Origin of the sequence: Streptomyces inhibens (assembly GCF_003389455.1) — a bacterium.
Classification (GTDB): domain Bacteria; phylum Actinomycetota; class Actinomycetes; order Streptomycetales; family Streptomycetaceae; genus Streptomyces; species Streptomyces inhibens.
In genome coordinates, this window is record NZ_QUAC01000039.1 from 1 (window position 1) to 23,149 (window position 23,149).

The window sequence follows — 23,149 nt, forward strand, 5'->3', positions numbered from 1 at the left end:
GACTGCGCCAAGTAGCACGCAAGGGCCGGGGCCACTGCACTTCGCAGTGGCCCCGGCCCTTGTTCGTGTGCGGGCCCTGAGCCGGGCCCCGGCGCCCTCAGCCGGTCAGCGGCGGATCCTGGCGGCGCGGGGACGGCGGCCGGTCATCGCGTATCACCTCGCCCTGGACGACCTTGCTGTCCGGCCGGTGCATCCTGGCCTGCTGGAAGGCGTCGCCGAACGAGCCCGGGGCGTAGGACGCCCGCCGGGTCAGCAGCTTCTCGGTGCGGCGCTGGATCAGCTTCCCCGTCGGCGGGAAGAGGCAGAGCAGCCCCAGTACGTCGGAGAGCAGCCCCGGCACCATCAGCAGCAGCCCGCCGGCCATCGGCACCGTATTGCCGCTGCCGGACTGCCGCTCCCCCGATGACGCGGGCTTCCGCGGAGCCGACGGGTCGCTCTCGGCCTGAAAGCTCTCGGTGAGGTTCTGCCAGGCGCGCCGGCCGGCCCGCTTGATCGCATAGCCGCCGACGATCACTCCGGCGACCAGCAGCAGAAAGACCGTCAGGCCGTTGGTGGCCCCCGCGACCACGGTCAGCAGCCAGATCTCCAGCACCATCCAGGCGGCGATGCCCAAGGGGATGAACCGGCGGGCGCGCGAGCGCTGGGGCGGGCGGGGACTCGGCGATGGCGTGGCTGCGAACGTCATGCCTCAAGTGTGCCTGGCACGCCTCTCCGCACGCCCTGAGGGTCGCGCGAGAGATCAGCTCGAAGCCACCGGGCGCATCGGGCCCGGCCTCAGCGGCCGCGGATCTTGTCCACCCGGGAGCCGACGCCCCAGGCCGTGACCCGCCACAGCGCCTCCACGACGATGTCGCGGCTCATCTTGCTGTCGCCCAGCTCCCGCTCGACGAAGGTGATCGGCACCTCGACGACGTGGTAGCCGGCCTGCACGGCGCGACGGGCGAGGTCGACCTGGAAGCAGTAGCCCTGGGAGGCCACCTCGTCCAGGCCCAGGCCCTTGAGGGCCTCCGCGCGAAAGGCGCGGTAGCCGCCGGTGACATCGCGGATCGGGACGTCCAGCAGCACACGGGAGTAGGTGCTGCCGCCGCGGGAGAGGAACTCGCGGTACTTGGGCCAGTTCACCACCCGGCCGCCGGGCACCCAACGCGATCCGAGGACGAGATCGGCGCCCTTGAGGGCGGTGAGCAGCCGCGGCAGCTCCTCGGGCTGGTGGGAGCCGTCGGCGTCCATCTCGACCAGCACGCCGTAGCCGTTCTCGATGCCCCACCGGAAGCCCGCGAGGTAGGCGGCGCCGAGGCCTTCCTTGCCCTTGCGGTGCAGGACGTGGACCTGTTCGTCGGCGACGGCCAGCTCATCGGCGAGCTTGCCGGTGCCGTCGGGGCTGTTGTCGTCCGCGACGAGGACATGCGCCTCGGGAACGGCGGACCGCACCCGCGCGACGATCGGCTTGATGTTCTCCGCCTCGTTGTACGTCGGAATGATCACCAACGTGGTGCCGAGCGGACCGTACTGCCGCTGACCGTCTGTCACTGCTGCCCCTTCTCGTCCTTCGTACGTCCGCGCCGGCCGCCGACCACGGCGGCGGCACAGGACAGAAGCCCCACGATAGCGAGCGCCCACTCGGGTGCCGCACCGACGCGGTCGGCGAGCGTCGTTTCGTCACGCAGAGGAATGCGCGCGGAAACCACGCCCTGGGTGAATTCGGGGATCTGGTGGGTGACCTTGCCGTCCGGGGCGACCACCGCGCTGATTCCGCTGGTGGCCGCGGTGACCACGGCCCGGCCGTGCTCGACGGCGCGCAGCTTGGACATGGCCAGCTGCTGTTCGGGCTGGCCGGTGCGGCCGTAGGTGGCATTGTTGGTCTGGATGACCAGGGCGCGGGCGCCGGCGTCGACGGTGTCGTGCACGATCTCGTCGTAGGCGACCTCGAAGCAGATCACGTCGCCGAGCTTGGCGGGGCCGACGTTGAGCACGCCGGTGTGGTCGCCGGGGTAGAAGTCGCGGGGCACCCGCTGGAAGCGCGTGATGATCTTGCTGAGCTGCTCCCGGAACGGTACGAACTCACCGAACGGCACCGGATGCTGCTTGGTGTACGAGGCGCCCGGCCCCTTCTTCGGGTCCCAGACGATGCCCTCGTTGAAGACATAGCCCTTCTTGGAGGGATGGTCGACGAGGGCCCCGACGAGCACGGGCACGCCGATCGCCTTCACGGCCTCGTCGATCCGGTCGTAGGCCTGCGGGTACTGGAACGGGTCGAGGTCGGAGGAGTTCTCCGGCCAGATCACCAGATCGGGCTTCTTGGCCCGGCCGGCCTTGATGTCGGCGGCGAGCTTCTCGGTGGCCGTGGCGTGGTTGTCGAGGATCCTCATCGGGCGGCCCAGGAAGTCCATGCCGGGCTGCTGGACATTGCCCTGGACGACGGCGATGTCGACGGTGTCGTCGGCCTTCGTGGGGACGGGGACGACCGCGCCGGCCAGGGTGACCGCGGCGGCCAGCCCGAATGCTTCCAGCGCCGGGACGGCCCGGTTCAGCGACCCCTTCTCGCGCAGCCCCCACAGGGTGGCGGCGCAGGCGGCCAGCAGCGCGCCGGTCAGCGCAACGGCGAAGGTCACCAACGGGGCGCCGCCGAGCGCGGCGAGCGGGGTGAACGGCGAGCCCGTGTTGGCGAAGGCCAGCCGGCCCCAGGGGAAGCCGCCGAACGGGAGGCGGTCGCGGGCCCACTCCTGCGCGACCCACAGGCAGGCGGCCCACACCGGCCAGGCCGGCAGCCGGGAGGTGCCGGCGAGGGCCGCACCCAGCAGCGTCACGAAGAGCGCCTCGGCGACCGAGAGGCCGACCACCGCGTCCCAGCCGACGACATGCAGCCACTTCAGCAGGATCAGAAAGAACGGCAGCCCGAAGGCGAAGCCGGTCCAGGCGCCCTGCCGGACGGTCCGGCCCCGGGTCAGCAGCGACAGCGCGGCCACCGCCACCAGCGACAGCGGCCACAGGTCGTACGGCGGGAAGGCCAGACCCAGCGCGAGGCCGGAGACGACCGCGAGGCCGGTACGCAGCGCCTCGCGGCGGGCGAGTGCGGCCGTCCGCCGGAGGCGTCCGGGGCGCCGGGGCGCGGCTGTGGAGCCGGTCTCGGCGGACGGCACCGGGCCGTCGGGCGAGGTGCCGCTGACGGCTTCTTCGGTGGTGTCGGAACCCGATGGCACGGTCGCGGGCCTTCCTGCAGGTCGTGCGGTGGTCAGCTGACCGTACATCGGACGACCGGTAATGCGGATGCGGGGTGCACAAAAGGTGAAGGGTCCGGCGGAAGGGTGCGGGCGGGCCGCGGCGGGGTGCGGATAGGGGCCCGGCGCCCTTCGGGCCGACCTGGGACCCGCTGGCTGCGGGTCGACCGAAAGCCGTTGTCTACTGAGCGTCCGGGCCCCACCCGGGTCGCACCTTCCCCCAAGCTCTCAAGGAGCAGGGAGGGACCCCCATCCGGCCGAAACACTCCGTTGTCCCGTGCCGCTGGTGCTGGACCTGGCTCCCAGTGGCGGTGTGCCGGTGTGGCGCACCGCCCCATGGCCCAGCTGCGTTCGACGACTGCGCGGAGGTCTCCCGATCGGACGTCCTGTGGTGGACTCGGCCGAACCTACCGGCCGCCGACCGCCTGCTGTCAACAGGTGCTCCAACTGCGCCGATTTCGCGTCGTCCCAGGTCAGCAGCGAGCACCCCTTGGTGGGCCGAGTAGCGGCAAGCACGTCCCTCGACGGCACGAGCCCGCGCGATGTCACTCGTTCGGCCGCCCGAAGACCGTTCGTCCGCCGACGACCGTGCTCAGGCACACCGGAAGGTCGTTGCCGGGGGTGAGATCGGGCAGGCCGGGGGTGCCGGAGCGGGGGTCGGTGGACCAGCGCTCCACCCGCTCGTCGGGCGCCTGGACGAGCAGCTCGCCGGTGCGCCAGACCGCGTAGTCGGCGGGGGCGCCGGGCACCAGGACGCCCGCGTCGTCCCGGCCGACGGCCCGCCAGCCGCCGCGGGTGTGGGCGGTGAAGGCGGCGCGGGCGGAGATGCCGTGGGCGCGGGTGCGGTGGAAGACGGCGGCCCGCACGGTGCCCCAGGGGTCGAGCGGGGTGACCGGGCTGTCGGACCCAAGGGCAAGCGGCACACCGGCCTTGAGCAGCGCGGCGTACGGGTTGAGGGTGCGGGCCCGGTCGGCGCCCAGGCGGGCGGCGTACATGCCGTCCTCGCCGCCCCAGGCCGCGTCGAAGGCGGGCTGGACGGAGGCGGTCAGGGCCAGGTCGGCGAAGCCGGCGATGGTGCGCTCGGTGAGCATTTCGGCGTGCTCGACGCGGTGCCGGGCGGCGCGGATCCGATCGAGGCCGATGCGCTCGGCGGCGGCCCGTACGCCGTCGACGACGCTGGTGAGGGCGGCGTCGCCGATGGCGTGGAAGCCGGCCTGGAGCCCCGCCTCGGTGCAGGCGGCGACATGGGAGGCGACGGCGTCCGCGTCGAGGTGCGCGGCACCGGTGTGGCTGGGGGTCCCCCCGGCGGAGCTGGGGGAGTCTGCGTACGGGGCGTGCAGGTGGGCGGTGTGCGAGCCGAGCGAGCCGTCGACGAAGAGGTCTCCGGCCGCGCCGACGGCCCCGAGCTCACGGATCCGCTCGGCGTCCTTTGCGGATGCGACCAACTCGGCCCAGTAGCCCACCACCCGCGGGCCGTTGCCCTCCGCGGCGAGGGCGAGCAGCGCCGTGAAGTCGTCCTCGCCGGAGATGTCCGGACCCGCGCATTCATGGACGCTGCCGATGCCGAGGGAGGCGGCGCGGGCGAGCGCGGCGGCCTGCGCCTCGGCGCGCTGGGCCGGGGTGACGGTGGCGTACGCGGCCTTGCGCACGGCGTGGTGGGCGTCACCGGTCAGCGGGGCGTCGGCCTGGAACCCGGACCGCTCGCGGATGCCGGGGACCAGGTCGAGCAGTGCCGTCGTGACGACCGCGGAGTGGACATCGACGCGGGTGAGGTAGAGGGGACGGCCGCCGGTGGCCTCGTCCAGCTCGGCGCGGGACGGCGGGCGCCCCTCGGGCCAGGCGCTGGCGTCCCAGCCGTGCCCGAGCAGGATCCGGTCCGACGGGCGGGCGTCCGCGTACCCGCGGATCCGGGCCAGTGCGTCGGACAGGGTGCCGGCACCGGCCAGGTCGAGCCCGGTGAGCGCGAGCCCGGTCGCCGTGGTGTGCACATGTGCGTCCGTGAACGCGGGGGTGACGAGCGCGCCGTCGAGCTGGACGACCTCGTCCACACCGCCGGCGAACGAATCGGCCGCGCCCTCCTCCCCCACCCAGGCGATGCGGTCACCCTCCACGACCATGGCGGTGGCGAAGGGGTCCGCGGGGCTGTGCACCTCACCGCCGCGCAGCAGGACGGTACGGGTACGGGCCGGGTCGGGGATGTGCTCGCTCATACCGGACAGTTTGGCTCCTGTGCGCGGACGGACCGCGCGCGGGGGGCGATTGCCGGTCAGATGCGCGGCGGCCGGGCCTCATAGGGGGTGGAGAGCACGACCGTGGTGCGGGTCGAGACGCCGGCCAGGGTGCGGATGCGGGTGAGCAGATGCTCCAGCTCCAGCGGCGTGGCGACCCGGACCTTGAGGATGTAGTTCTCATCGCCGGCGACGCTGTGACAGGCCTCCAGCTCGGGGACCTCGGCCAGGCGGTCGGAGATGTCGTCCGGCGCGCTGGGGTCGAAGGGTTTGACCGAGATGAAGGCGGTGAGCGGCAGGCCCACGGCTTCGGGGTCGACTATGGCGGCATAGCCCCGGATGACACCGCGCTGCTCAAGGCGGCGCACCCGCTGGTGCACCGCCGAGGTGGACAGGCCGGTGGCCTTGCCCAGGTCGGTGTAGCTCATCCGCCCGTCCTTGACGAGCAGATCCACGATTTGTCGGTCCAACTCCTCCACCCGTTCAACCTACTGCGCGCGGGCGCGTGTGCGCACCGCGCGCCGGATCGTGGACACCCTCGCGCCGGGTCATGTGACCAATGCCACACGGGTGAACCGGTGTCCGACGGGCGCCGGCGATTATGCGCGCGGCATGAAGGGAATTGCTGCTGGTGGCCAGGACCGCCCGTCACAGGAAGTCAGCGATCCGATCGGCCCACCCGAGGGGGATGGACATCATGCGACGCCTTGAGCAGGACTCCGCTGCCGCGAACACCGGCGCCCAGGAGGGCGACAGTCTCGGCTTCTCCGGCGACGACGGTGCGTACGACGCGTTCGAGACCTTTGAGATCTACCGGGTGACCTGCCCCGACTGCCTGCAGCCGATCGCGCTGCTGGCGGACGAGGACACCCTCCCTGAGCACGCGCTGTGCCCCACGCCGTGGAACCCGTTCGGCCTGACGGTCTGCCAGGGTTCCGGCCGGCAGGTGTCCGAGGCACCGGAGACCGAAGACACCCTCGACACCCAGGAGCAGGACGCGGCCATGCTGCTGACGCTCCCGGAGAGCCTGGACTGGCGCCGTCAGCCGTTCTCGCACATCGGCGGGCCGGGCACGCACCCGATCCGGGTACCGCAGATGCGCCGCAGCGCCTGAGAGCGGGCCTGCTGACCTCGTAGGGCCGCCGCTCGAGTCTTCACCGGTAGCGGCCCTCGATCATCGCCTCCAGGGCCTCCCTGTGGAGGATCAGCGCATCGGCGTCGGCCGGGACCGGCACCTCGCCGAAGTGGACCTGGCGACAGTCGACCCGGAGCATGACGATGGCATGCCACAGGGTCGCGTAGGCGACCATCCGGCCCAGGTCGAGTTCACGGGGCCGAGGGCGGCCATTTCCCCGTCGAGTACGGCGGACGGTGCAAAGCCGTCGTGGACGATATCGCCGATACGGGCGTCGCCCCAGGTCACGACGGTCTGTCCAAGGTCGGACGGCCAGCGGTCGATGAGCCAGGTGAAACGGCGCTCGGAGGGCGGGGAGCGAGGCAGGCCGTCAACGACCCAGGCGTGGTAGGCGCGTTGGGCCTCGATATGACGGTGCAGGGCCTGCCGGTACCAGGAGTGGCGAGGAAGTCGGCCGCACCGGGCGGGACTTGGTCATACAAACGGGCGAGGACCGAGACGCCGGCGGTCTCCTCCTGGGCGCGTGGCCGGCAGAGCATCGCCCGGGGGTACGGCCCCACGGCGAGAGTTGACGGTACGTCAGCTGGGACGGATGGCCGGGCCCACAAGAGGAAGTAGGGGGCAATGGGCCGCTACGCCTGTTACCGTCACCAGGTCGATCCCGACCTGCCCCTCGCCCCTCGGAGCCACGATGACCTCACCAGTCCTGCACTGTCTGCGCTGCGGCCGCGCCGCGGCGGCCGGGGGAACGCGCTTCGACGGCTGCCGGGCCTGCGCCGCAGAGGGCATCGGCGTCAATACGATGCCGCCGCTCGCGGATCTGGGCGGAGTGGACCTCGCCGCGTACCGGGGCGGGCCGTGGGGTCTGCCGGCGGCGCTCCCGGTGTCCGGCCCGCCGGTCACCCTGGGCGAGGGCAACACCCCGGTCGTCCGGCTGCGCAGGGACCCGGAGCACGCTCAAGAGGGCCGCCCGGTGGGCGAGTTGTGGCTGAAGTACGAGGGCGGGAACCCGACCGGTTCGCACAAGGACCGGGCGATGGCCGTCGGCCTGGCCGCGGCGGTGGCGGCCGGCGCCGACACGGTGGTCGCCGCGTCCTCCGGCAACGCCGGTGCGGCGGCCGCGGCATACGCGGCGCGGGCCGGGCTGCGGTGTGTGGTGTTCACCAACGAGGCGGTGCCGACGGGGCTGCGGGCCCAGATCGATGCGCTGGGCGCCGAGCGGGTGGTGCACAGGGGCACCACCGCCGAACGGAACGCGGAGATGGCCCGGGCCGTCGAGGAGCGCGGTTGGTACCCGCTGACCAGCTACTCCTCGCCCTCGCCCGGCGGGAATCCGTATGCCAATGAGGGGTACAAGTCGGTCGCCTACGAGCTGGCGCGGGACTTCTCCGGGCGGCGGATCGACACGGTGGTCGTACCCACCAGCCGCGCGGATCTGCTGGCCGGAATCGGCCGTGGCTTCCGGGAGTTGACGGCCGCGGGCCTGATCGCACGGGAGCCCCGGCTGGTGGCCGCCGAGCCTGCGGCGTCGGCTCCGTACACCGCCGCGCTGCGCCACCCGGACCGCGCCGACCAGGAGCGTACGCGGGTGGCGGACGGGCCGACGGTGGCGTTCTCGCTCGGCGAGGAGCGGCCGTGCTGGCAGGGGCTGGACGCGCTGTGGCGCAGCTCGGGCACGGCGATGGCGGTGGCGGACGACGCGATCATGGCGGAATATCGACGGTTGGCCACCGAGGGGCTGATCGTGGAGCCGTCGTCGGCGGTCGGGGTCGCGGTGGCGCGTGAGCTGGTGGGCGGCCCGGACGCCCTGGTGGTCGCCATCGGGACGGCTACGGGGATGAAGGGGCTGGGCGACTGAGGGGGGTTCGGACTCGGCTGCGCGGCGGTTGGACGAGGTGGACGAGGTACCTGGGCTCACGGGATTGCGGCGTCGCACGACGAGCCGCCGTGGTGCCCGCGAGGGCGATCGCCGGGAGAAGCGGTGAGGCGGGCCGGGGTCCCCGGGCCCGCCTCACCCCCTCAGCGTGTTTCGGGGCCCGCGAGGTGGCGGGCGATGACCATCCGCTGGATCTGGTTGGTGCCCTCGACGATCTGCAGGACCTTGGCCTCGCGCATATAGCGCTCGGCGGGGAAGTCGAGGGTGTAGCCGTAGCCGCCGAGGAGCTGGACGGCGTCGGTGGTCACCCGCATCGCAGTGTCCGTGCAGAAGAGCTTGGACATCGCCGCCTCCTTGGAGAACGGCTGGCCGGCGTCGCGCAGCCGGGCGGCGGTGAGATAGAGCGCACGGCCGGCCTCGATCTGGGTGGCCATGTCCGCCAGCATGAAGCGCAGGCCCTGGAAGTCGACGATCGGGCGGCCGAATTGCTGTCGCTCGGAGGTGTACGAGAGCGCCTCGTCCAGCGCCGCCTGGGCGAGGCCGATGGCGCAGGCCGCGATGCCCAGGCGCCCGGAGTCCAGGGCGGAGAGGGCGATGGCGAAGCCCTGGCCCTCGTCGCCGATGCGGCGGGAGTCGGGGACGCGTACGCCGTCGAAGTGCAGCTGGGCCGTCGGGGAGCCCTTCATGCCCATTTTGCGTTCGGGTGCCGCGGCGCTGAGTCCCTCGGCGTCGCCGGGGACCAGGAAGGCAGTGATGCCGTGGGCGCCGGTGCCGCCGGTGCGCGCCAGCACGGTGTAGAAGTCGGCCACGCCGCCGTGGGTGGTCCACGCCTTGGTGCCGTTCAGCGTCCAGGTGCCCCCGTCCTCCCGGGTGGCCCGGGTGGTCAGCGAGGCGGCGTCGGAGCCCGAGGAGGGCTCGGAGAGGCAGTACGCGCCGAGGAGCCCGCCGCCGAGCATGTCGGGAAGGTGTTCGGCGCGCTGCTGCTTGGTGCCGTATCCGGCGAGGGCGTGGCAGGCGAGGGTGTGCACGCTGACGCCGAGGCCGACGGTGAGCCGGGCGGCCGCGAGCTCCTCCAGGACCTGGAGGTAGACCTCGTAGGGCTGGCCGCCGCCACCGAATTCCTCGTCGTAGGGCAGCGAGAGCAGTCCGGATTCCGACAGCAAGGTGAAGGTCTCGCGTGGGAAGTGGCCGGCGTCCTCCTCCTCGGCCGCCGTCGGCCTGATCTCGCGCTCGGCGAGCTCGCGTACGAGTGTCATCAGGTCGCGGGCTTCCTCCGTGGGCAGCCTGCGGTCCACCGGCCGGGGGCCGTACTCGGTCATGGCGGCGCTCTCCTCCCTGTCGGGCGCTGCGGCGACGCGCGCGCGGGGTGGGCGGCGGCGCCGGTTTCCGTAGTGCCACGCCGATGATCGCGTTCCGGGTCGCGGAAGGCGATGACCTGCGGCTGTGGCGCTAGGAGTATGCCCGATCGGAGGCCCCGCGTCACGGGTTGATCATCATCGGCTGTGGAGATCCGGCCCCGTACCGGCCGGTCATGAAATTGGTCCGAACCATTGACTCAGTGGTCTAGTCCTTCTACTTTCTCCCTCAACGTTCAACGCGTTCATGCCAATTCGGAACGCAGGTCAGGCTCCACACCTAGGGGGTGTCCGCAAAGTCCCGCCGTCCGCCCGGAGGGCGGGGCCCGCGGCGTCTGGTACGTGCGATCGCAAGGCGGAGGGTCGTCCTCGTAGCGGGTCTACGTGGACGATCCGACAACGCAGCGAGCGCGCGTGCCAGGCGTCGCGGGCCAGGCGGGAGTTTGCGGACACCCCCTAGCCCCCCCTCCGAGGAGACGACATGCTCAGACCGCACCGGATGCGATCGCCGCGCAGGCTGATCGCCGCCGCCACCGCGCTGTGTACGGCGGCGCTGGCCGGCACCCTTCTCGCCGGACCGGCCTCCGCCGACCCGGCACCCAGCCCGTCCGCGCCCCACGCGGCCACCGCGACAACGGCACAGCCGGCCGCAGCGGGCAACAAGGTCGTCGGATACTTCACCAACTGGGGTGTCTACGACCGCAATTACCACGTCAAGAACATCGAGACGTCGGGGTCGGCGGCCAAGCTGACGCACATCAACTACGCCTTCGGCAACGTCCAGGGCGGCAAGTGCACCATCGGCGACTCCTACGCCGACTACGACAAGGCCTACACCGCCGACCAGAGCGTCGACGGCCAGGCGGACACCTGGGACAACGGCGCACTGCGCGGCAACTTCAACCAGCTGCGCAAGCTCAAGAAGCTGCACCCGGGCCTCAAGGTGCTCTGGTCGTTCGGCGGCTGGACCTGGTCGGGCGGCTTCACCGAGGCCGCCAAGAACCCGGACGCCTTCGCGCAGTCCTGCCTCGACCTGGTCGAGGACAAGCGCTGGGCGGATGTCTTCGACGGGATCGACGTCGACTGGGAGTACCCCAACGCCTGCGGCCTGACCTGCGACACCAGCGGCAAGGACGCCTTCACCAAGGTCATGAAGGCGCTGCGGTCGAAGTTCGGCCAGAACAATCTGGTGACCGCGGCGATCACCGCGGACGCCTCGGCCGGCGGCAAGATCGACGCCACCGACTATGCGGGCGCGGCCCAGTACGTCGACTGGTACGACCCGATGACGTACGACTACTTCGGCGCCTGGGACGCCAAGGGCCCGACGGCGCCGCACTCCCCGCTCACGTCGTACAGCGGCATACCGAAGGCCGGCTTCAACAGCACCGACACCATCGCCAAGCTCAAGGGCCTCGGCGTGCCGGCGGGCAAGCTGCTGCTCGGCATCGGCTTCTACGGCCGTGGCTGGTCGGGCGTCACCCAGGACGCGCCGGGCGGTACGGCGACCGGCGCGGCACCGGGCAAGTACGAGGCCGGGATCGACGACTACAAGGTGATCAAGGACCGCTGCCCGGCGACCGGCAAGGTGGGCGGCACCGCCTATGCCAAGTGCGGTGACCAGTGGTGGAGCTATGACACACCGGCGACCATCGGCACGAAGATGGCCTTCAAGGACGTGCAGGGCCTGGCCGGCACGTTCTTCTGGGAGCTGAGCGGCGACACCGCCAACGGTGAGCTGATCAAGGCGATCAAGTAACCGCAGATACAGGCGGGTCGGGCGGGCGGGCGGCGACGGCCTCCCGCCCGTTCGTCGTGCGGTGCCGCCGCCCCCGAGGGGGCGTCTCAGGCGGGCGGACGAGGCGGCGCCGGGCAGCCCGGCTCGTACTCCTCGATCAGCCGGAGGGTGTCGCCCAGGCCGCGCACCAGCAGCGTGACCACCGTCTCGCGTGGCACCTCCTGCTCCGCGATCCAGTCGAGGGTGGCGCCCTCGACGCTGGAGAGCCAGCCGGTCAGCGCGGTACGGGCGAGCGGCGGAATGTCGGTCCGGCCCCAGGCGCCGATGGCGATGGTGCCCAGCAGCCGGGCGCGTACGGTGTCGCGGATCGCCAGCACCTCGGCGTCGAAGCCGACGCCGCCGGTGACGATGGCGCGATAGGCGGCCTGGTGGTGCTGGGCGTAGCGCAGATAGCCGTCGACGGTGCGCTGCACACGTTCGACGGGCGGGAGGTCATGAGTGCTGCCGGCCCGCTCGACCAGCTCGGCCACCGCGTCCTCGATGATCGCGAGGTAATAGCCGCGCTTGTTCGTGAAGTAGTAGTAGATCAAGCCCTTGGCGACGCCGGCCTGGCGCGCGATGTCGTCCATGGACAGCGCGTCGTAGGAGGTGTCGGCGAACAACTTCCGTCCGGTGGCTATCAGTTCGGCGCGACGCGCCTGGGAGCGCACGGTGCCGCGGACGGCCGGCGAGCCGCCCCGTCCACGCTGTTGACTATTATTCAAAATCCGCCCCAGTCTCCAACTGCCAAGAGTTTTGGCAGTATGACAGAACGTCATGACCTCGACCGACACTCCGCAAGGCACCTCCAGCACTTCCCTCGTGCATTCGACCGCTGCCCCGGGGAGGACGCAGCGAGCTCAACGACGGACATCTCGCCCGAGGGGCGAACCTCCTGGAAGAAGAGCGCCGTGGTGGCGCTGCCCGCCGGCCTGTCTCACCTTCACCCCCGACACCCTCCCGGCGCCGCCGGTCGTACCTTCGTTCGTGTTCATGACGGATGTCGACGCCGAACAGGCGCTGGTCGCCTCGGATCCGATCACCGCGGACGGGCTGTGGCTGCGCGCGGGAGGCCACCGCGACACCCGTTCGTGACGCGGCGCACCACGCGGGGTTTACGGCCCCGTCCGCTACGAGCACCATCGCCGTACGGGGGCAGGAGCTGCATCGAAGAGGTGACACGTGGTCAACCCTTGGCTGGCGATGGAGGCCGGTGCCGACCCGGCGGAACGCACCCGCACGGTGCGACGGGCCCATGCGGCGTTCCTGGCCGACGGGACCGTCGCACCGCCGGTCCGCCAGGTGGTCGCCGACTCCTGGCGGCGCTCGGCCGACGCGCGGGCGTCCTCGGACGGCGTCGCACCCATCGAGCTGGACGAGGCCGCGCTGCGCGCCTACCGGGACGGGCATCCACTGGCCCGCGCCATGCCCGTCTTCCGGGAGCTGCTGGGCAGCTTCGCGCAGGACGGGGCGCATCTGCTGGCCGTCTGCGATCCGCAGGGGCGGATGCTGTGGGTGGAGGGGCACCGCGGGGTGCGGCGCAGCGCCGAGCGGATGAACTTCGTGGTCGGCGCCCGCTGGGACGAACGGCATGCCGGCACCAACGCCCCGGGCACCGCGCTCGCCGCCGATCACGCCGTACAGATCTTCGCGGCCGAGCACTACAACCGGCAGGTGCAGCGCTGGACCTGCGCCGCCGCTCCGCTGCACGATCCGCGGACCGGGCGGCTGCTGGGCGCGGTGGACATCACCGGCGGCGACCATCTGGCGAGCCCGCACAGCCTGGCCCTGGTGCAGGCCACCGCGCGTGCCGCGGAGGTCCATCTCGCTTCCGGGGTACCGGAGTTGGGGGTCTGTCTGTCGGCGCTGGGCCGGGACGAGGCGTTGCTGGTCGTGGACGGGGAGCGGCTGCGGCTCGGGCGCCGGCACAGCGAGATCATGGTGCTGCTGGCCCGGCACCCCGAGGGGCTGACGGGCGATCAGCTCTCGGTACTGCTGTACGGCGAGCGCGAGATGCGCCCGGTGACGCTGCGGGCCGAGCTGTCCCGGCTGCGGCAGCTCGTCGGTGCGCTGCTGCACTCCCGCCCGTACCGGCTGAGCAGGCCCGTCGAGACCGACCTGTGCGCGGTCGAGGCGGAGCTGGCGGCCGGGGAGCCGGGGTCCGCGCTGAGCGGCTACCCCGGTCCGCTGCTGCCGCTGTCGGAGGCGCCCGGCGTACGGCGGCTGCGCGGCGCGCTGGAGGAACGGATGCGGCGCGCACTGCTCGGCGCGGGCGACCCCGACCTGCTGCGCGAGTGGTCGCGCACCCCCTGGGGCGAGGACGATCTGGAGGTCTGGGAAGCCCTGGTGGAGGCCTTGCCGGAGCGTTCACCGGCCCGTACCGCCCCGATGGCCGCGGCGGACCGGCTGCGCGCCGCGTACGGCCTTCCCGGCGGCTCCCCCGGCACACCGCTCACCGCGCGCGTCGCAACGTTCACGCAACCTCCCCGGTCATAGCCTGCGCACAACGCCCGTCGCACGGGAGTGGCGGGCACCGCGCCGAGAGCGATTGGGAGGCCGCCCCATGGCCCGTTACGCCAGCCCGGGTTCCGCCGATGCCGTCATGAGCTATCTGCCCCGCTACGACCACTGGATCGGCGGCGAGTTCGTGGCGCCCGTACTGGGCCGGTACTTCGAGAATCCGACCCCGGTCAACGGGCAGCCGTTCACCGAAGTCGCCCGCGGCACCGCCGAGGACGTCGAGCGCGCGCTGGACGCGGCGCATGCGGCCGCGCCCGGCTGGGCCCGTACCCCCGCCGCCGAGCGCGCCGCCGTGCTGAACAAGATCGCCGACCGGATGGAGGCGAACCTGGAGGCGCTGGCGGTCGCCGAGAGCTGGGAGAACGGCAAGCCCGTACGGGAGTCCCTGGCGGCCGACATCCCGCTGGCCATCGACCACTTCCGCTACTTCGCGGGCGCCACCCGCGCCCAGGAGGGCTCTCTCTCGGAGATCGACGAGGACACGATCGCCTACCACTTCCACGAGCCGCTCGGCGTGGTCGCCCAGATCATCCCCTGGAACTTCCCCATCCTGATGGCGACCTGGAAGCTCGCCCCGGCGCTGGCCGCCGGCAACGCCGTGGTCCTCAAGCCGGCCGAACAGACCCCCGCCTCGGTGCACTTCTGGATGAGCCTGATCGCGGATCTGCTGCCGCCCGGCGTGGTCAACATCGTCAACGGCTTCGGCGTCGAGGCCGGCAAGCCGCTGGCCTCCAGCCCGCGCGTCGCCAAGGTCGCGTTCACCGGTGAGACCACGACCGGCCGCCTGATCATGCAGTACGCGTCCGAGAACCTGCGGCCGGTGACGCTCGAACTGGGCGGCAAGAGCCCCAACATCTTCTTCGACGATGTCTCGTCCCTGGCGGACGACTTCCAGGACAAGGCGCTGGAAGGCTTCACCATGTTCGCCCTCAACCAGGGCGAGGTGTGCACCTGCCCGTCCCGTGCGCTGATCCAGCGCGGGCACTACCAGGACTTCCTGGCGGCCGGGGTGGCCCGTACCGAGAAGATCGTCCAGGGCCATCCTCTGGACACCGACACCATGATCGGCGCACAGGCCTCCAACGACCAGCTGGAGAAGATCCTCTCCTATCTGGACATCGGCCAGAAGGAGGGCGCCCGCGTCCTCACCGGTGGCTCCCGGGCCGAACTGGGCGGCGAACTGGAGGGCGGCTACTACGTCCGTCCGACGATCTTCGAGGGCAACAACGACATGCGGGTCTTCCAGGAGGAGATCTTCGGTCCGGTGGTCGCCGTGGCACCGTTCAGCGACTTCGACGACGCGATCGGCATCGCCAACGACACCCTGTACGGACTGGGCGCGGGCGTCTGGACCCGCGACGGCTCCACCGCCTACCGCGCGGGCCGCGCCATCCAGGCCGGGCGGGTATGGACCAACTGCTACCACGCTTATCCCGCCCATGCCGCGTTCGGCGGCTACAAGCAGTCCGGCATCGGCCGCGAGACCCACAAGATGATGCTGGATCACTACCAGCAGACGAAGAACTTGCTGGTGAGCTACTCGGCTAAGAAGCTGGGGTTCTTCTAGAGGTATGAGACAAGGCGCCTGACCTGGGCTCTGCCCGTCAGGCGCCGTTCGCTGGGCTCGCTTGCAGCAGGGCCGGCCCTGTTGCGCCGTGCCTCCTGGCCGCAGCCGCCTTGCCGTCCAGCTTGCGACACAGCGCGTCCAGCGCCCGTCGCAGCACATCGGCTTCCGTAAGAGCGCTGACGGGCAGGGACCAGGGCAGCAGCTACGGGGAGAGCAGCACCAAGACCGGCATCCCGAAAAGCTCCTTGCACCGCTACCTACAGGGGTATCCGCACCGGAGGCGCTGAGGTGGTCAAGGCCGGACGGCGCCTCCACCGGAGGTCGGTGAGCCACGACGGCCTGCTCCGGTGGTTGCCGCGGTGCGCCGCCTCGGGGCCAGTGCCGCGCGCAGCGCCGGCGTGAGCACGCGGCGGGTCTCGGACGGGGTGAGGGCGGCGGGGGTGGGGAGGGGGTTGAGGTAGCGGGTGTAGATGAGGCCGCCGAGGATCGTCACCACGGCCGTGGCGCGGGCGGTCGCGTCCCGGCCGCCGAGAAATTCAACAAGCCGGGTCAGCAGCTCGCGTTCCAGGTATTCGCGGATCACCTCGGCGGCCTCCTCGCCCCGGGTGGTCAGCTGTCGGAAGTCCGCGTCCTCCCACAGGTCCGTCACCGCGTCGATCAGGCGGTCGGGGAGGGTGGCCGGGTCTCCGCTGAGGACGGCCTCCACTGTCAGCGCGTTGGCGCACTGGAACTGCATCACGTCCGCGAACAGGCCCTTCTTCGAGCCGAAGTGGTACGCGATCAGCGCCGGGTCGACCCCGGCGGCCCCGGCCACCGCGCGCAGGGTGGTGCGCCGGTAGCCGTGCTCCAGGAACAGCTCACGGGCCACGGAGATGATCGACTCGCGAGTCGGCGGGTTGCCGCGGGGGCGCCCTCGGGGGCGGACGGGTGCGGGGGCAGCGTTATTCATCAGGGGTGAGCCTGCGTTTCGCGATCGGCACAGTCAAGGGCATTCCGGGAACCACACGAAGGGATGACCCGACACCATGCGTATCGCCATCTTCGGCGCCAACGGACCGACCGGCCGCCGGCTCACCGACCAGGCGCTCGCCGCCGGCCACGAGGTCGTCGCCGTGACCCGCCGCTCCGGCTCCGTCCCCGCGCGGCCCGGCCTCACCGTAGCCGTCGCCGATGCCACCGACCCGGCGGCCGTCGACGCCGCGATCGGCGGCACGGACGCCGTCCTGTCCGCGCTGGGCGCGCGTTTCAGCAAGGAGACCATCACCACCTACTCGGCGAGCGCCACGGCCATCACCGGGGCCATGGCCCGCCACGGCATCAAGCGGCTGCTCGCCGTCAGCTCCAGCATCGCCGACCCGAACTGGCGCCCCACCGGCGCCCACTTCTTCAATCATGTACTCGACCCGCTGGTGAACCGACGCCTCGGCCGTACCCTCCACGAGGACATGCGCCGCATGGAGGCCGTGATCCATCAGACGGACCTCGACTGGACCCTCGTCCGGCCCTCGGGCCTCTTCGAACACCCCGTCGTCACGGCCTACCACACCGCCGAGAACAGCGCCGACGGCGTCTTCACCGCCCGTGCCGACCTCGCCGCCGGCATGCTGCACGAGATGGAGGAGCGGCGATATGTCCGTACGGCCATCGGCATCATCACCACGGCCGTGAAGCCGAACATCGCCAAGCTGATCTGGAACGAGGGCGTGAAGAAGAGGTGAGCCGGGCGCGCGCCGAACCCGCGGCCGCCGCGCGGGCGTTCCTCGCCCGCCCCCACACGGCCACCCTCACCACCCTCCGCCCCGACGGCACCCCGCATGTCACCCCCGTCCGCTTCAGCTTCGACCCGGCCTCGGGCGTGGCCCGGGTGACCACCCGGGCCGGGGCCCGCAAGGCCCGGAACGTGGCGTCCGGGGGCCCGGCGGCCCGGGCCGCGCTCTGCCAGGCGGACGGCTTCCGCTGGATCACCCTTGAGGGTTCGGCCGTGGTCAGCGACGACCCCGAGCGCCTGGCCGAGGCCGTCCGTCGCTATACCGCCCGGTACCACGCGGCTCCGCCCGCCCCGCCGGACCTGGCCGTCGTCGAGATCACTGTCGACCGCGTCCTGAGCCTCAACCTCTGAAACCCCGTACCGAAAGCGATGTGACACCGCGATGCCCACCACCCCGGTCCTCGACTCCACCCTCCACCACCGCGAGTCCGGCGACCCCGACGGGCTGCCGTTCGTCTTCCTGCACGGCAACCCCACCTCCTCCCACCTGTGGCGGAATGTCCTGCCGGGCGTGGCCGCGCCCGGCCGCCGCCTGCTTGCCCCCGACCTGATCGGCATGGGTGACTCCGGCAAGCCCGACCTCGCCTATTCCTTCGACGACCACGCCCGCTACCTCGACGCCTGGTTCGACGCCCTCGGCCTCGACGAGGCCGTCCTCGTCGGCCACGACTGGGGCGGCGCCCTTGCCTTCGACCGGGCCGCCCGCCTCCCGGGCCGCGTCCGCGGCCTCGCCTTCACCGAGACGATCATCAAGCCGCTCCACGGCGACGAATTCCCCGAGGCGGGCCGGGAGTTGTTCACCCTGCTGCGCACCCCCGGCGTGGGCGAGGAGATGATCCTGGAGAAGTCGCTGTTCATCGAGGGACTCCCGGACACGCTCGCCACCCCGCTCGCCGCTGCCGACCTGGAGGTCTACCGCCGCCCCTTCCCGACCCCACAGAGCCGCCGCCCGGTGCTGGCGTGGACGCGCATGATGCCGCTGGACGCCGAGCCCGCCGACGTCGTGGCCCGGGTCGAGCGCTACGACACCTGGCTGGCCGCCAGCCCCGAAGTCCCCAAGCTGCTCGCCGCGTTCGAGCCGGGCCCGGGCGCCATGACCGACCGAAGGACCGTGGCCTGGTGCGAGGAGAACATCGCGGGCCTGGAAGTCTCCCGCCACGGCATCGCCGGCCACCACACCCCGGAGGACCGCCCCGAGGAGCTGGCCGCGGCGATCAACGCCTGGGCCGACCGCCACGGGCTGGCGCGCCCGTAGGTGTCCTGGATCACGGCGGTGCCGATCGTCCTGGGGCCGGCTGAGCTGCCGCCGACGGGTCCACGCACCGCCGATGAAGCCGAGGCGGTGCACTAAATCCTGGCCCTGACTGCACCACGCCGCCCGACACCCTGCGCGAGCCGTACAGCGCATGGCCGCTGCCCTCGCGGACGGCTTCTCGCTTCCGTCCACCGCCCGACTCGCCTGACAGGGCCCGATCGTCTCCGAGAACCCCCTGGTCACGGCCGCGATGCCGGCGCCCTAAGGACGGACTAAGGCAACGCACAGAGTCGTGAGCACCATGACGGACATGGGAAATCGCCCCACGGTCCCTCAGGAAGGGGGTACTCAGGCCATGGACGGTCCGGCCGATGCCACGACGACTGCGAAGCCCGGCTCCACCGGTCCCAGGGACGTCATCTGGGACATCACCTACGCGTGCCCGCTGCGCTGCACCCACTGCTACTCGGAGTCGGGCCGGCGCCCCGCCCAGCAGCCGGATCACGAGGAGTTGCTGCGGATCGCGGATGCCATCATCGCGCTGCGGCCCGATGTGGTCTCCCTGGCCGGTGGCGAGCCCCTCCTGGTGCCCGGGATCGCCGAGATCGCGGCGCGGCTGACGGCCGCCGGTGTCCAGGTGGTGCTGTACACCGGCGGATGGCGACTGACGCCCGGCATGCTGGACGATCTCGCGGAGGTGTGCCACCGCGTCGTCGTGAGCCTGGACGGCGCCACCGCGGAGGTGCACGACCGGATCCGTGGCAGGGCGGGTTCCTTCGAGCGGGCGCTCGACGCGCTCGGCCTCCTCGACCGGACCTCCCGTGCCCGCCGCGAACAAGGCGTGCAGCCCATCCAGTTCGGTGTGGACTGCGTGGTGGTCCGCAGCAACTTCGACCGGCTCGAAGAGTTCTGCACCCGGATCGCGCCACGCTTTCCCGAGATGCGGATCCTGTCGTTCGGCGCGGTGATCCCGGCCGGACTCGCCAGTCGGACCGGCTTCGCGGACCATGAGCTGCTCTCCGACGCGCAGATGGCCCAACTCTCCGGAGAGCCGCTCCACCAGCGGCTCACAGCCCTGGCCCCGTCGTCCGTGCTCGTCCTGGTCACCGACAATCTGCATCTGCAGATGCACCCGCGCGAGATCGCGCGGGGCCTCGACTTCCAGGCGATCCAGGTGGAGCCCGACGGCGCGGTGCGGGCCATGCCGGTCTACGAAGGCACGGTCGGCAATCTCCTCACGGAGCCCGCGGACGTGCTCTGGCAGCGCGCGGTCTCCCGGTGGAGCGACCCGTTCGTGATCCGGACACTCACCCCGGTACGGACCGTGCGCGACTGGGCGGAGGCCGCCCGGCGGATCGACTACCGCTTCGGCTCGGACGCGGTCCGTGCCCGTATCGACCGGCGGCCCGCCTTCGTACCCCACGATCTCCCCTCCCCGGCCCCTGGAAACCGAGGTCAGTGACATGGATCCGATGCCGCCGCAGGACGCACGACGCGCGGGCGACGACACCTTCCTCGTCGATGTCGTGGAGTCGGTGCTCTCCCGGCACCAGGACGAGGACGGCGCATGGCGCGTCCGCCCGGGGGACTTCTGGTGCTATGTGTCCCCCGTCGACGAGCCCACCAGGGTGCAGGGCTGGAAGCTGCACATCTCCGCGACTGCGCTGTCCGCACCGCTGGTCCTGTCCCGCGCCGCGCATGTGCTCGTACGCCGGCGGTGCAGGTTCAAGTTCGCCGGCACCCTCGGCCGTGCCGGGGAGCTGGTGTCGCACCGCTACGACCGGGGCGGCGGCGGCAAGTTCCTCACCGTCTACCCGGAGTGCGACGACGACGGGCTGCGCGCCCTGGCCGAGGAGCTGCACCGGGCCACCGAGGGGCTGCCGGGGCCGGGCATCCTCTCCGACCGTCCGTGTTTTCCGGGCAGCCTGGTCCACTACCGGTACGGGGTGTTCAGCGGCGTACGTGCCCTGGGCGACGACGGCATGCACGGGGCGATGCTGATCGCTCCGGACGGCACACTCGTGCGCGACCAGCGCAAACCGTGGTTCTCCCCGCCGCCCTGGGCGCCCCGTGATCCCTTCGCCGTGGAGCAGGCCCCCGCGCCCCGTAAGGCCGCGGCCCCGGCGCCCAAGCCGGTCCTGCTGGACGGCCGCTATCTGGTCCATGAAGTGATCCGGCATGCGTTCGCCGGCGGCGTCTACCGGGCCACCGACCAGAACACCGGCGACCCCGTCATCGTCAAGCAGGCGCGCCCGCACACCGCCGCGACCCTGACCGGGCAGGACGTCCGCGACCGACGGCGTCATGAGGCCGCCATGTTGGACCTGTTCGCCGACAGCGGCTACACCCCGCGCCCGGTCGGCGTCTTCGAGCAGCAGAACGACACGTTCCTCGTGCAGGAGGCCGTTCCCGGCACGACGCTGCGTCAGTGGGTGCTCGACCACCTCGACTTCGACGACGGGGGCCCCTGGGGAATCCCCCTTGCGGACGCCCTGCGCCTGGCGCGCGGCCTGACCGGCGTCATGCGCTCCGTCCACACGGCGGGATGGGTACTGCGGGACTTCAACCCCAACAACGTGATGATCGATGGCAGCGGCGAGGTGCGCCTCATCGACCTGGAGATGCTCGCCCGGCCCGGCGAACCCACGACCCGTATCTACACACCGGGATACGCGGGCGTCGAGCAGAGCACCGCGCCCAGCATCGGTGCGGCGCCCCGCCCCGCATCTGACCTCTACAGCCTCGGTGCCACCCTCTTCTACCTGGTCACGGGCGTCGACCCGCTGCTGGCTGCCGACGTACCGGCCACCCGTCCGTACGGCGAACGCCTCGCCGCCTGGCTGCTACGCCTGTCGTCCGGCAACGCGTCGGCGCATCGGCTCGCCCCGCTGATCCTGGACCTCCTGCAGGAGGATCCGGAGCTGCGGCCCGGTGTGGACGAGGTCCTGGGCCGTCTGGCGGGGACAACGGTCGGCGAGAGGACGCCGAGCGGCCCCGCCCCGGCGCGCGGTCTCGCCGACCACGAGCTGAAGCAGCTCCTCTCGGACGGCCTCGGCCATCTCCTCGTCACCATGGACCCGGAGCACGCGGAGCGCCTGTGGCCCACCAGCACGGTGGGGACGGTGACGGACGCGTTCAATGTCCAGCACGGCGCGGCCGGTGTCCTTGGCGTGCTCGTCCGCGCCCATGCCGATGGGCCGCATCCTGGGCTGCGTACGGCCGTGGAACAGGCGGCCCGGTGGATCAACCGAAGCGTCGGGCGGGAGCCACGGACCCTTCCGGGGCTCTACTACGGCAGGTCCGGGACCGCCTGGGCCCTGCTGGACGCGGCCGTACTGCTGGGCGACGCGGCGCTGCTCGCCCATGCCAAGGACCTGGCGGTGCGGGTTCCGGTCCGCTGGCCCAATCCCGACGTCTGCCACGGAGTGGCCGGTGCGGGCATGACCCAGCTGCGGTTCTGGGAGGCCACGGGAGAGGAGCGGTTCCTCAACCGGGCGCGGGAGGCGGCCGACCATCTCGCCTGGGCTGCCGTCCGCAACGAGGGCTCCGTTGTATGGCCGGTGCCGGGGGAACTCCTGTCCAGCCCCTCCGACATCACTCACTACGGGTTCGCCCACGGTATCGCCGGAATCGGCGCGTTCCTTCTCGCGGCGGCGCGGACCACCGGCACCGCCGCGTACAGGGAACTGGCGGTCGAGGCCGCGCGGACCCTGCTCGCCGTGGCCGAGGTGGAGGAAGGCGCCGCGTACTGGCGCAGCGGGGAGAAGAACAGCCCCCGCAAGACCCACTGGTGCAGCGGCTCCTCCGGTGTCGGGACCTTCCTGGTGCGGATGTGGCAGGAAACCGGCGAGGACGCCTTCCGGGAGGCCGCGCACGGGGCCGCCGTCGCCGTCCGCCGCTCCCGCTGGCACGTCGGCACCGCTCAGTGCCACGGTCTCGCGGGCGACGGGGAGTTCCTGCTCGACCTCGCCGAGGCGTGCGGCACGGACACCTACCGCGAGTGGGCGGGAGAGCTCGCGGCAGGGATCCATGTCCGTCATGTCCTGCGGGACGGGCGTGTCGTCCTGCCGGACGACGGCGGGACGGAGGTGTGGGCCGACTTCAACACCGGTCTGTCGGGAGTCCTCGCCTTCCTGCTGCGCCACGCCCATGGCGGGCCCCGCCTGTGGCAGCCGCGCTCCTTCACGGGGCACGGCGACGAAGACTCCGGCACGGCCGCGGCCGTGCCGGCCCCTCACCACCGAACAGCGGAGAGGGGGTGAACATCATGGAGTTCGACGTGAACGCTCTCCAGCTCCTGGAGGAAGAGACCGCCGAGAGCGGCGCCTGGCCGCCGCCGACCGCGTGCTCGTGCTGCAGCACCTTCTGACGCAGCGGCACCTTCGGCCCACCGTTCCCGCCCGCCGACGGCGGGAACGGTGGGCACCTTCATGGGGGCACCGGCCGCGAA

At 71.9% G+C, this 23,149-nt stretch carries 19 protein-coding genes and 1 pseudogene; 11 read left to right on the top strand and 9 right to left on the bottom strand.

The genetic code is table 11. The features are described 5' to 3' along the window. Positions 1-97 precede the first annotated feature (97 nt). The 5 genes from fxsA to DY245_RS05880 form a co-directional block, all read right to left on the bottom strand. On the bottom strand, positions 98-685 hold the full coding sequence (gene fxsA / locus DY245_RS05860; protein WP_128504251.1) for an FxsA family membrane protein: 588 nt from the start codon (positions 683-685) through the stop codon (positions 98-100). Between the two features lie 89 nt (positions 686-774). Next, positions 775-1,530, bottom strand: a complete 756-nt coding sequence (locus DY245_RS05865; RefSeq protein ID WP_128504253.1) for a polyprenol monophosphomannose synthase — start codon at positions 1,528-1,530, stop codon at positions 775-777. Next, on the bottom strand, positions 1,527-3,200 hold the full coding sequence (lnt, locus tag DY245_RS05870) for an apolipoprotein N-acyltransferase (protein ID WP_128504255.1): 1,674 nt from the start codon (positions 3,198-3,200) through the stop codon (positions 1,527-1,529). The genes DY245_RS05865 and lnt overlap by 4 nt, the downstream gene beginning before the upstream one ends. A gap of 563 nt (positions 3,201-3,763) precedes the next feature. Then, the gene (locus DY245_RS05875) at positions 3,764-5,428 is read right to left on the bottom strand and encodes an amidohydrolase (protein ID WP_128504257.1); all 1,665 of its coding nucleotides are present in this window, start codon (positions 5,426-5,428) and stop codon (positions 3,764-3,766) included. A 56-nt stretch (positions 5,429-5,484) separates the two neighbouring features. Beyond that, a complete protein-coding gene (locus tag DY245_RS05880; RefSeq protein ID WP_043268198.1) occupies positions 5,485-5,925 on the bottom strand; it encodes an Lrp/AsnC family transcriptional regulator in 441 nt (146 codons plus the stop codon). Between the two features lie 209 nt (positions 5,926-6,134). Here DY245_RS05880 and DY245_RS05885 point away from each other — a divergent pair, with 209 nt between their 5' ends. Next, complete coding sequence (locus DY245_RS05885; RefSeq protein WP_128504259.1) at positions 6,135-6,560, top strand: hypothetical protein; 426 nt, start codon at positions 6,135-6,137, stop codon at positions 6,558-6,560. A gap of 40 nt (positions 6,561-6,600) precedes the next feature. On the opposite strand, the gene DY245_RS48155 is transcribed toward DY245_RS05885, so the two are convergent. Further along, a complete protein-coding gene (locus tag DY245_RS48155) occupies positions 6,601-6,756 on the bottom strand; it encodes a hypothetical protein (RefSeq protein WP_425329349.1) in 156 nt (51 codons plus the stop codon). A gap of 516 nt (positions 6,757-7,272) precedes the next feature. On the opposite strand from DY245_RS48155, the gene DY245_RS05895 reads away from it, so the two are divergent. Continuing rightward, positions 7,273-8,439, top strand: coding sequence for a pyridoxal-phosphate dependent enzyme (locus DY245_RS05895; protein ID WP_128504261.1), 1,167 nt, complete (start codon positions 7,273-7,275; stop codon positions 8,437-8,439). Positions 8,440-8,600: 161 nt separating this feature from the next. Here DY245_RS05895 and DY245_RS05900 read toward each other — a convergent pair whose 3' ends face one another. Further along, entirely contained in the window at positions 8,601-9,776 is a 1,176-nt protein-coding gene (locus DY245_RS05900; RefSeq protein WP_128504263.1) for an acyl-CoA dehydrogenase family protein, read from the bottom strand. 517 nt (positions 9,777-10,293) lie between these two features. On the opposite strand from DY245_RS05900, the gene DY245_RS05905 reads away from it, so the two are divergent. Beyond that, positions 10,294-11,571, top strand: coding sequence for a glycoside hydrolase family 18 protein (locus DY245_RS05905; protein WP_128504265.1), 1,278 nt, complete (start codon positions 10,294-10,296; stop codon positions 11,569-11,571). 86 nt (positions 11,572-11,657) lie between these two features. On the opposite strand, the gene DY245_RS05910 is transcribed toward DY245_RS05905, so the two are convergent. Beyond that, positions 11,658-12,314, bottom strand: a complete 657-nt coding sequence (locus DY245_RS05910; RefSeq protein WP_244942850.1) for a TetR/AcrR family transcriptional regulator — start codon at positions 12,312-12,314, stop codon at positions 11,658-11,660. 457 nt (positions 12,315-12,771) lie between these two features. Between DY245_RS05910 and DY245_RS05920 the strand changes: the two genes are divergently transcribed. Both DY245_RS05920 and adh read left to right on the top strand, forming a co-directional pair. Then, the gene (locus DY245_RS05920) at positions 12,772-14,085 is read left to right on the top strand and encodes a GAF domain-containing protein (RefSeq protein WP_128504269.1); all 1,314 of its coding nucleotides are present in this window, start codon (positions 12,772-12,774) and stop codon (positions 14,083-14,085) included. A 67-nt stretch (positions 14,086-14,152) separates the two neighbouring features. Continuing rightward, positions 14,153-15,676, top strand: coding sequence for an aldehyde dehydrogenase (gene adh / locus DY245_RS05925; protein ID WP_128504271.1), 1,524 nt, complete (start codon positions 14,153-14,155; stop codon positions 15,674-15,676). A gap of 292 nt (positions 15,677-15,968) precedes the next feature. Here adh and DY245_RS05930 read toward each other — a convergent pair whose 3' ends face one another. Further along, positions 15,969-16,625, bottom strand: a complete 657-nt coding sequence (locus DY245_RS05930) for a TetR/AcrR family transcriptional regulator (protein WP_128504273.1) — start codon at positions 16,623-16,625, stop codon at positions 15,969-15,971. A 76-nt stretch (positions 16,626-16,701) separates the two neighbouring features. Between DY245_RS05930 and DY245_RS05935 the strand changes: the two genes are divergently transcribed. The 6 genes and pseudogenes from DY245_RS05935 (at position 16,702) to DY245_RS45140 (ending at position 23,068) form a co-directional block, all read left to right on the top strand. Next, positions 16,702-17,394 (top strand): NAD(P)-dependent oxidoreductase, encoded by a 693-nt coding sequence (locus tag DY245_RS05935; RefSeq protein ID WP_128504275.1) that lies wholly within the window; start codon positions 16,702-16,704, stop codon positions 17,392-17,394. Beyond that, positions 17,391-17,795, top strand: a complete 405-nt coding sequence (locus DY245_RS05940; RefSeq protein ID WP_128504278.1) for a pyridoxamine 5'-phosphate oxidase family protein — start codon at positions 17,391-17,393, stop codon at positions 17,793-17,795. The genes DY245_RS05935 and DY245_RS05940 overlap by 4 nt, the downstream gene beginning before the upstream one ends. Before the next feature lie 25 nt (positions 17,796-17,820). Continuing rightward, positions 17,821-18,699 (top strand): annotated as a pseudogene (locus tag DY245_RS05945) (haloalkane dehalogenase); the annotation flags it as partial. A gap of 310 nt (positions 18,700-19,009) precedes the next feature. Further along, positions 19,010-20,161, top strand: coding sequence for a radical SAM protein (locus tag DY245_RS05950; RefSeq protein ID WP_220377854.1), 1,152 nt, complete (start codon positions 19,010-19,012; stop codon positions 20,159-20,161). A 1-nt stretch (position 20,162) separates the two neighbouring features. After that, positions 20,163-22,961 carry a class IV lanthionine synthetase LanL gene (gene lanL, locus DY245_RS05955; protein WP_128504282.1) on the top strand — a complete coding sequence of 933 codons (2,799 nt, stop codon included), beginning with the start codon at positions 20,163-20,165 and terminating at the stop codon, positions 22,959-22,961. 5 nt (positions 22,962-22,966) lie between these two features. After that, on the top strand, positions 22,967-23,068 hold the full coding sequence (locus tag DY245_RS45140; RefSeq protein ID WP_220377855.1) for an ALQxL family class IV lanthipeptide: 102 nt from the start codon (positions 22,967-22,969) through the stop codon (positions 23,066-23,068). The last annotated feature ends 81 nt before the right edge of the window (positions 23,069-23,149 follow it).